Origin of the sequence: Bradyrhizobium sp. 35 (genome assembly GCF_023073215.1) — a bacterium.
Taxonomy (GTDB): Bacteria; Pseudomonadota; Alphaproteobacteria; order Rhizobiales; family Xanthobacteraceae; genus Bradyrhizobium; species Bradyrhizobium canariense_D.
In genome coordinates this window covers 1-3,650 of sequence record NZ_JADPJC010000040.1, presented here as the reverse complement: position 1 = coordinate 3,650, position 3,650 = coordinate 1, and the positions used below count along the sequence as shown (strand labels likewise).

3 protein-coding genes and 2 pseudogenes are annotated in these 3,650 nt (G+C 59.5%); 1 reads left to right on the top strand and 4 read right to left on the bottom strand.

The genetic code is table 11. The annotated features are described in order from the left end of the window. From IVB36_RS06440 to IVB36_RS06420, 4 genes and pseudogenes are all read right to left on the bottom strand, one after another. A partial coding sequence (locus tag IVB36_RS06440) for a transposase (protein ID WP_247390991.1) occupies positions 1-288 on the bottom strand: 288 nt, incomplete at its 3' end. 229 nt (positions 289-517) lie between these two features. Next, complete coding sequence (locus IVB36_RS06430) at positions 518-760, bottom strand: DUF2274 domain-containing protein (protein WP_247390990.1); 243 nt, start codon at positions 758-760, stop codon at positions 518-520. Positions 761-765: 5 nt separating this feature from the next. Further along, complete coding sequence (locus tag IVB36_RS06425; protein ID WP_247390988.1) at positions 766-1,356, bottom strand: TrbI/VirB10 family protein; 591 nt, start codon at positions 1,354-1,356, stop codon at positions 766-768. Next, positions 1,256-1,675 (bottom strand): annotated as a pseudogene (locus IVB36_RS06420) (ArdC-like ssDNA-binding domain-containing protein); the annotation flags it as partial. The gene IVB36_RS06425 and the pseudogene IVB36_RS06420, both read right to left, overlap by 101 nt. A gap of 359 nt (positions 1,676-2,034) precedes the next feature. On the opposite strand from IVB36_RS06420, the pseudogene IVB36_RS06415 reads away from it, so the two are divergent. Next, a pseudogene (locus IVB36_RS06415) lies at positions 2,035-3,071 on the top strand (IS110 family transposase). Positions 3,072-3,650: the final 579 nt, after the last annotated feature.

The window sequence follows — 3,650 nt, the reverse complement described above, 5'->3', positions numbered from 1 at the left end:
GTCGGCGATCGACAAAGCCACTCGGTCCTTGCCGCAGCGGGCGAGCGCTTCAAAGATCGCCTGCCAATGTCCGCGCTTAGCCCAGCGATTGAACCGATTATAGATCGTCGTGTAAGGGGCATAGTCGGACGGGCAATCGCGCCAGCGTGCGCCGCACTGGAGCATGTGAATGATACCGCTGATAATGCGTCGATCGTCTTCGCGCGCCGGGCCGGTCTGGTTCGTTGGCAGATGCGGCTCTATCTGAGCCCACTGCTTGTCGTTGAGCCAGAACAGTCCTTTGCGCATCGAAGTCCCCCGTGCCGAATCAACTTGGCACCAGGGAATCAGAACTCGCTAATTAGGTACAGACCCTAAGCCTCGTACTCGAGTCCGATATAGGCGCAAATGTTTCGGGTCTTGTTTACAGGGAGCTGCGCGATGGCGCGGGTGCGAGCCGATTCGAGTTTTCTGCCTATTGGCGCGGCGACAATGAAAACCCCGCCCTGCACGAATTCCTGAAGTTGCTCTCTCAACGCTACCCCTGGCCTTCTGCTGGTCGCTGACCTGCGCGGCGCGCCTTCCGGAAGCTCCGGTCAGCTGCCATGAACCGGGCCAGCATGGGCGCGATAAGTTTGGCTGGATCTCCGATCGGCTGCTGGGTCTCGTGTGCAAGGATCTCGGCATATGCCACGAGATCCCTGTGCACGCTCGCGGGCAGTTCATGCGTAATGTTGATCGGCTTGTCGTCGTGGATTGCGCCGAGCTTAAGCTTGGCCATCGTCCTCACCCCCTATACGGTTCGAGCACCAGGTCACGGTTGATGATCACCCGCACCGGAAATCCCGGACGAATCGTCAAAGTTGGCTGAATATTGAGATTGCGGCGGACTAACTGCTGGCCCGTTTGATTGATCGAATCCCCAGCTCCACGGCGGAGCGCGGCAATGAGATCGCTGTTGGTATTGCTGCTATCGGCTCCGGAATTCACCTCCGTGCCGATGGAAAGCAGCGTCGAAAAGAGCGGCGGCCCCCAACAATTCCTTCCAATGATGGTCGACTTCGTCCGCAAGACCAGCGTAGCCTGCGCATCTGCGCCGGGCTGCCGTTCCAAAACGATCGACCTGCCATTCGGCACGATAAGGCGCGTCCACACCAGGAGCACGCGCGACTGTCCCAATGCGACCTGGCTATCGTAGCTCCCGATCAGCCTCGCTCCCTGGGGGATAAGGCGAGCTCGCCCGGTAGGAGAATCGTACACCGCTTCTGTGACTTGGGCTGTGGACTGTGAAGCGCATGAGGAACGCAATGGCCTGCGCTTCCTCACCGTTCTCGCTCGCGCGGCGCTTTTCGTCGGCTGACACAAAGCGGTTGGCATAGACGACGGTCGCGCCGCGCTCGCCCTTGCGGGCATGGCCACCGAGCGCCAGCGCTTGGCGGAATGTAAGCCAGCTCTGACTGGTGAATGCCCGCTCAGTGGCGGCCCCCCAGAGGATTAGAATGTTGATGCCGCTATATTGACGGCCGGTCGCGGCACTCTTCGGTAAGGCCAAAGGCGGCTTCGCCGCCGCCGAGCCCCAAGGCTGCACCCACGGTACGCGGCCCGCCTCCAGTTCGGTGATGATCTTGTTGGTAATGTCGTCATAAAGGCTCGTCCGGTCCTCACCGGTGCTCGCCCGAAGATAATGTCTGGACATCGCAGATCTCCGCGACGGGCACCGCGAGCCTCTCTCGCAGCCTGTAACCCGTCACGGCAAAACCGCGCGAACTCTTACTCTCAGTCTCTGATTCAGAATGCGACATCAGCGACCCCGGTCCGCCTTCCGTCCCAAGTTTTCATAGGAGTAGATACTGAGATGCCTGGGGCCGGAGGCCCGACCGGGCGTGCGCCAAGGGCGCATCGCCTCACGGGAAATGGCACCCGGAGAGCGTGAGCATAGCGACCCGAAGGGGCACGCGGACCGAGCGCAGCGACGAGATGAAGTAACCGGGGACCGACCTCTCGGGCGCATAATACGTAGATCGATTCGCCCAACAAGATGGGCTGGAGATCCTGATGAATTACTTCGCTGGACTCGACGTGTCTTTGAAGCGCACCGCGATCTGCATCGTTGATCGAGATGGAACTATCGTCCGGGAAGGAGTGACGGATACCGAACCCGAGGCGCTAATTTCCTGGCTAAGAAATACCAGCCTCGCTTTGCAGCGCGTTGGGCTTGAAGCCGGCCAATGTTCCTCCTGGCTGCACAAGGGGCTTTCGGAAGGCGGATTACCCGTCATTTGTGTTGAGACCCGGCACGCAAAGAGCGTGATGCAAGCTCAACTGTCAAGACGGATCGCAACGATGCTCGTGCGCTTGCGCAAATGATGCGAACAGGGTGGTTTAAGGCGGTTCACATCAAATCTGAAGACAGCCAGAAGCTACGAGCTTTGATGGGCAGTCGCCGGTGCCTGCTCGACAAGCAACGTGACCTCAACAATCATATTTGGGCGGCACTTCGAACCTTCGGATTCAAAGTGGGCCTTATCGGCCAAAGCCGCTTTGAAGAGCGTGTACGCGAGTTGATCGTGGATGATGGAGATTTACAGGCCCTCGTCGTTCCATTGCTCGAAGCTCGGCGCATACTCGGCGAACAAGCACACGTGTTGACGCGCCTGATTGGGCGCCTGGTTCGCAGCGATGCTGTTTGCCGCCGGTTCATGACCGTTCCTGGCGTTGGCCCCCTGACAGCATTGGCTTTCAAGACGACCACCGATGATCCAAGCCGCTTCCGTAAATCACGGCATGTTGGCGTCCATCTTGGACTGACCCCAGGCAAATACGCGTCGGGAGAGGTCGATTACAACGGGCGTATCACCCGATGCGGCGATGCCTTTGCTCGAGAACACCTCTTTGAAGCCGCTCACTCATTGATGGTCAACACCAGACGGTGGTGTTCGCTAAAGGCATGGGGCATCCGCATCGCCAAGCGCAGTTCCATGAAAAATGCGCTGGTCGCGGTGGCTCGCAAGATATCCGTCATCTTGCACCGTATGTGGTGCGACGGCAGCGACTTCCGGTGGGAGAGATCAGAGGCCGCAGCGGCAGCCTGACACCCAATTGCACTGATCAGCAGAACACGGCCGAGAGGCTGTCAAGGACTCCGGCAGGACGAGGAATGGCGAGGGTGCTAACCGGTCTGCAGCGCGAGCACATTGCTCCGCGACTGCGTCCCCGAGATGGTCCCGCCACTTCTTCACGAACATCATCATGAGGCGGGGATTCCGACCTCGAAGAGAAGCGCGATCGCCGGATAGCTTGACACCACGGCAGATTCATAAAGCACAACGGCAATGCGGTAATTGGACCAGATTTGGTACTTGACGTCTCAACCCCGGTTAGAGAAGACCGGTTAACAGCGGCACCCGGGAACGGGGCAGTGCTAGCGATCGCCGAAGGCGAGCCCCTTTCACGAGTGCCCCCGGCGAGGAGCTCCACAGAGTTTGCGCGAGGGATCGAAGCCGGATGGCCGAGACGCAAAGCGGCTCGGCTCATATGTGGACGTATATGGACCCCGCCCGATTGCAACGACCGGCTTGATCAGGATCGACGGCCACAACTGCTGACGTATATCCGGCTTCTTGATGCGGCTGGACAACGTCTCCGCCGCGAGCCTCGATGGTTTTCGCCCG

Excerpts from the sequence above, each read along its gene's own strand:
- IVB36_RS06430 (WP_247390990.1), bottom strand. The coding sequence starts at position 760 with ATGGCCAAGCTTAAGCTCGGCGCAATCCACGACGACAAGCCGATCAAC.
- IVB36_RS06425 (WP_247390988.1), bottom strand. The coding sequence starts at position 1,356 with ATGCCAACCGCTTTGTGTCAGCCGACGAAAAGCGCCGCGCGAGCGAGA.